This window comes from Cellulomonas biazotea (assembly GCF_004306155.1).
GTDB classification, from domain to species: Bacteria; Actinomycetota; Actinomycetes; order Actinomycetales; family Cellulomonadaceae; genus Cellulomonas; species Cellulomonas biazotea.
Genome location: NZ_BIMR01000291.1, coordinates 1 through 3,154, shown reverse-complemented (window position 1 = coordinate 3,154; position 3,154 = coordinate 1). Strand labels below are relative to the sequence as shown.

At 73.2% G+C, this 3,154-nt stretch carries 5 protein-coding genes; all 5 read right to left on the bottom strand.

Going from position 1 to position 3,154, the window contains the following annotated elements; all coding sequences use genetic code 11:
• The coding region (locus CBZ_RS16850; protein ID WP_174768695.1) for an EscU/YscU/HrcU family type III secretion system export apparatus switch protein at positions 1-1,143 on the bottom strand (1,143 nt) is incomplete at its 3' end.
• Positions 1,140-1,907 carry a flagellar biosynthetic protein FliR gene (gene fliR / locus CBZ_RS16845; RefSeq protein ID WP_174768694.1) on the bottom strand — a complete coding sequence of 256 codons (768 nt, stop codon included), beginning with the start codon at positions 1,905-1,907 and terminating at the stop codon, positions 1,140-1,142. The genes fliR and CBZ_RS16850, both read right to left, overlap by 4 nt.
• 1 nt (position 1,908) lies before the next feature.
• Positions 1,909-2,181, bottom strand: coding sequence for a flagellar biosynthesis protein FliQ (gene fliQ, locus CBZ_RS16840; RefSeq protein WP_130782638.1), 273 nt, complete (start codon positions 2,179-2,181; stop codon positions 1,909-1,911).
• Positions 2,182-2,185: 4 nt separating this feature from the next.
• Entirely contained in the window at positions 2,186-2,941 is a 756-nt protein-coding gene (fliP, locus tag CBZ_RS16835) for a flagellar type III secretion system pore protein FliP (RefSeq protein WP_130782637.1), read from the bottom strand.
• A partial coding sequence (locus CBZ_RS21080) for a hypothetical protein (RefSeq protein WP_218022802.1) occupies positions 2,938-3,154 on the bottom strand: 217 nt, incomplete at its 5' end. The genes CBZ_RS21080 and fliP, both read right to left, overlap by 4 nt.

The window sequence follows — 3,154 nt, the reverse complement described above, 5'->3', positions numbered from 1 at the left end:
GGCGTCGCGCGCCCCGGCCCGCGCGGTCGCGCGGTGGTCGGTGGTGTCGTCGGGCGGGAGGGTCGAGCCGCCGGGGACGCGGTGCTGGCCGGCGCCCGCACCGCGGCGGCGCAGCGCCATGACGAACGCGAGGACGCGCGCGACGGCGGTGAACAGGTGCGCGGGGACCTCCTGGCCGAGCTCGCACGCGGCGTGCAGGGCCCGCGCGAGCGGGACGTCCTCGACCATCGGGACGCGCGCGTCGGACGCGGCGCCACGGATCTTCGCGGCGACGGCCCCGGCGCCCTTCGCGACGACCCGCGGGGCGCCCGTGCCGGGCTCGTAGCGCAGCGCCACGGCGACGTGCGTCGGGTTGACCAGGACGACGTCGGCGTTCGCGACCTCGGCCATCATCCGGTTCCGGCTCATCGAGAGCTGCTTGGAGCGGATCGCGCCCTTGAGCATCGGGTCCCCCTCGGTCCGCTTGTGCTCCTCCTTGACCTCACGGAGCGTCATGCGGGTCTGCTTGCGGTTGCGGCGCCACACGACGACCACGTCGGCGACGGCGAGCAGCACACCGGCGGCGATGCCGGCGCGCAGCAGCGTGGACGTGCCGTCGGTCGCGATCCCGATGAGGTGCGACAGCGGCAGCCGTCCCGACGCCATGAGCGCGGGGGCGACGGCCTGCACGGCGGCGACCAGGACGAGCGCGACGGCGGCCGTCTTGAGCAGCGTCTTCGTGCCCTGCCACCACGCCTGCGCCCCGACGAGGCGGCTCGCGATGCCCTTGGGCTTGAGGTGCTCGGCGTGCAGCCGCAGCCGGTGCAGGTGCACGCCGCCCTGCGCGGCGCTCACGGCGATCGCGGCGAGCACGCCGACGGCGAACAGCGGCAGCATCGTCTCGAGGATCGACCCGAGCCCGTCGCCGAGCACCTGCACGACGTCGGTCGCGTCGGGGTCGGCCGCGACGTCCCGGAACGCGGCGAGCTGGTCGACCGACGCCGCCCGCGCCCGGTCGAGGACGAGCGGCAGCACGGCCGCGGCGGCGCCGAGACCGATCCACGCGGAGAGGTCCTGCGAGCGTCCGAGGCCGCCCTTGCGGCGGACCTCCTTCATCCGCTGCGGGGTGGCCTTCTCGGTCCTGTCCTGCCCGTCGCTGCTCATGGCAGGACCCCCAGCATCTGCTCGACCGACCGCCCGGTCAGCGACTCGACGACGCCGGGCAGCGCGAGGAACGCGAGCGAGCCGAACGTCAGGGTGAGCAAGATCTTCAGGGGGAAGCCCATCGCGAAGGCGTTGAGCGCGGGCGACACGCGCGTGAGCAGGCCGAGGCCGACGTCGGCGAGGAACAGCACGACCAGCAGCGGCCCGGCGATCTGCAGGGCCGCGAGGAACATCTGCGTGAGGCCGGTCGTCAGGGTCGCCGCGAGCGCGCCGGGGTCCATGAGTGCGTCGAGCGGCAGCGCGTCGAACGTCCGCACGAGGCCCGCGATGACGACCTGGTACCCGTCGGACGCGAACAGCAGCACCATCGCCGTCATCTGGTAGAGCCGCCCGAACTGCGCGCCCGCCGACTGCGTCATCGGGTCGTACGCGGTCGCGAGCTGGAAGCCGCCGAACAGGTCGATGAGGTTGCCGGCGGACTGCACCGCGGAGAACACCAGCGAGACGAGGAACCCGAGAGCGCCGCCGATGACGGCCTGCGCGACGAGCGACGCGACGAACGTGGGTGTCGTGTCCGACGGCAGCGGGTCGAGGCGCGGCGCGACCGCGAGCGCGAGGGCCAGCGCGAGCGCGACCTTGACGAAGCCCGGCACCACCCGCTGCGAGAACGGCGGGGCGATCACCAGGAACGCGGCGACGCGGACGCTCGCGAGCATGGTCGTCTCCACCGCCTGCACGGGCAGCGTGATGCTGATCGGGTCCACGTCACCCGCCGACCAGGGCCGGGATCCGCGCGAACAGCTCGTGCGTGAACGTGACGAGCTCGGAGATCATCCAGTGCCCGCACACGACGAGCGCGACCGCGGCGCCGACGGCCTTCGGCACGAAGCTGAGCGTGACCTCCTGGATCTGCGTCACGGACTGCAGCAGGGAGACGACGAAGCCGACGACGAGGGCCGTGACCAGCACCGGCGCGGAGAGCTTCGCGGCGAGGACGAGGGCGTCGACGCCCACGTCGAGGACGGCGGTGGTGTCCATGGCGCTACCCGCTGCCCGTGTAGGAGCCGACGAGCGACGTGACGATCAGTCCCCAGCCGTCGACGAGGACGAACAGCAGGATCTTGAACGGCAGGGAGATCATCACGGGCGGGAGCATCATCATGCCCATCGACATGAGCGACGCCGAGACGACGAGGTCGATGACGAGGAACGGCACGAAGATGACGAAGCCCATGATGAACGCGGACCGCAGCTCGGAGAGCAGGAACGCGGGGACCAGGGTCGTGAAGGGCACGTCGGCGGGCGACGCGGGGTTCTCCTGGTCGGCGGCGCGGGTCAGCAGCGCGAGGTCCTGCTCGCGGGTGTGGCCCAGCATGAACTCGCGCAGGGGCCCCGAGCCCACGTCGACGGCCTCGGCGAACGACAGCGAGCCGTCGAGGTAGGGCTGCACGCCGATCGCGTTCACGTCGCTCACGACGGGCGCCATGATGAACAGGCTGAGGAACAGCGCGAGCCCCGCGAGGACCTGGTTGGGCGGGACGCCCTGCAGGCCCAGCGCGTTCCGGGTGAACGACAGGACGACGAAGATCTTCGTGAAGCTCGTCGTCATGAGCAGCAGCGCGGGCGCGACCGACAGCAGCGTGATGCCGAGCAGGACGACGATCGAGCTGCTCGGGGTGCCGTTGACGCCGTTCACGGCGACGGTCACGGTGTCGCCGAGCGCGGGCGCGTCGGGCGACGTCGGCGGCGTCGGCGCGTAGGGCGCGGCGAGCGCGGCGAGAGTGGCGAGCGCGCTCACTTGCGCACCGTGCGGTCCTGCAGCGTGCGCACCGCCTGCTTCCACGTCGCCGGGTCGAGCACCGACCCGGTCAGCGGGCCGTGCTTCACGGCGGCGGCCGGCGGGAGCGGCAGGCCGGGCAGGTCGTCGGCCCGGTCGTCGGGCCGGGACGCCGGGCGGGACTCGCCGCCGGCGTGCGGGCGCGGGACGCCGGGCACGACGACGGGCTTCGCC

Bases quoted from the DNA above. Each gene is read 5' to 3' on its own strand.
- fliQ (WP_130782638.1), bottom strand. From the start codon at position 2,181: ATGGACACCACCGCCGTCCTCGACGTGGGCGTCGACGCCCTCGTCCTC.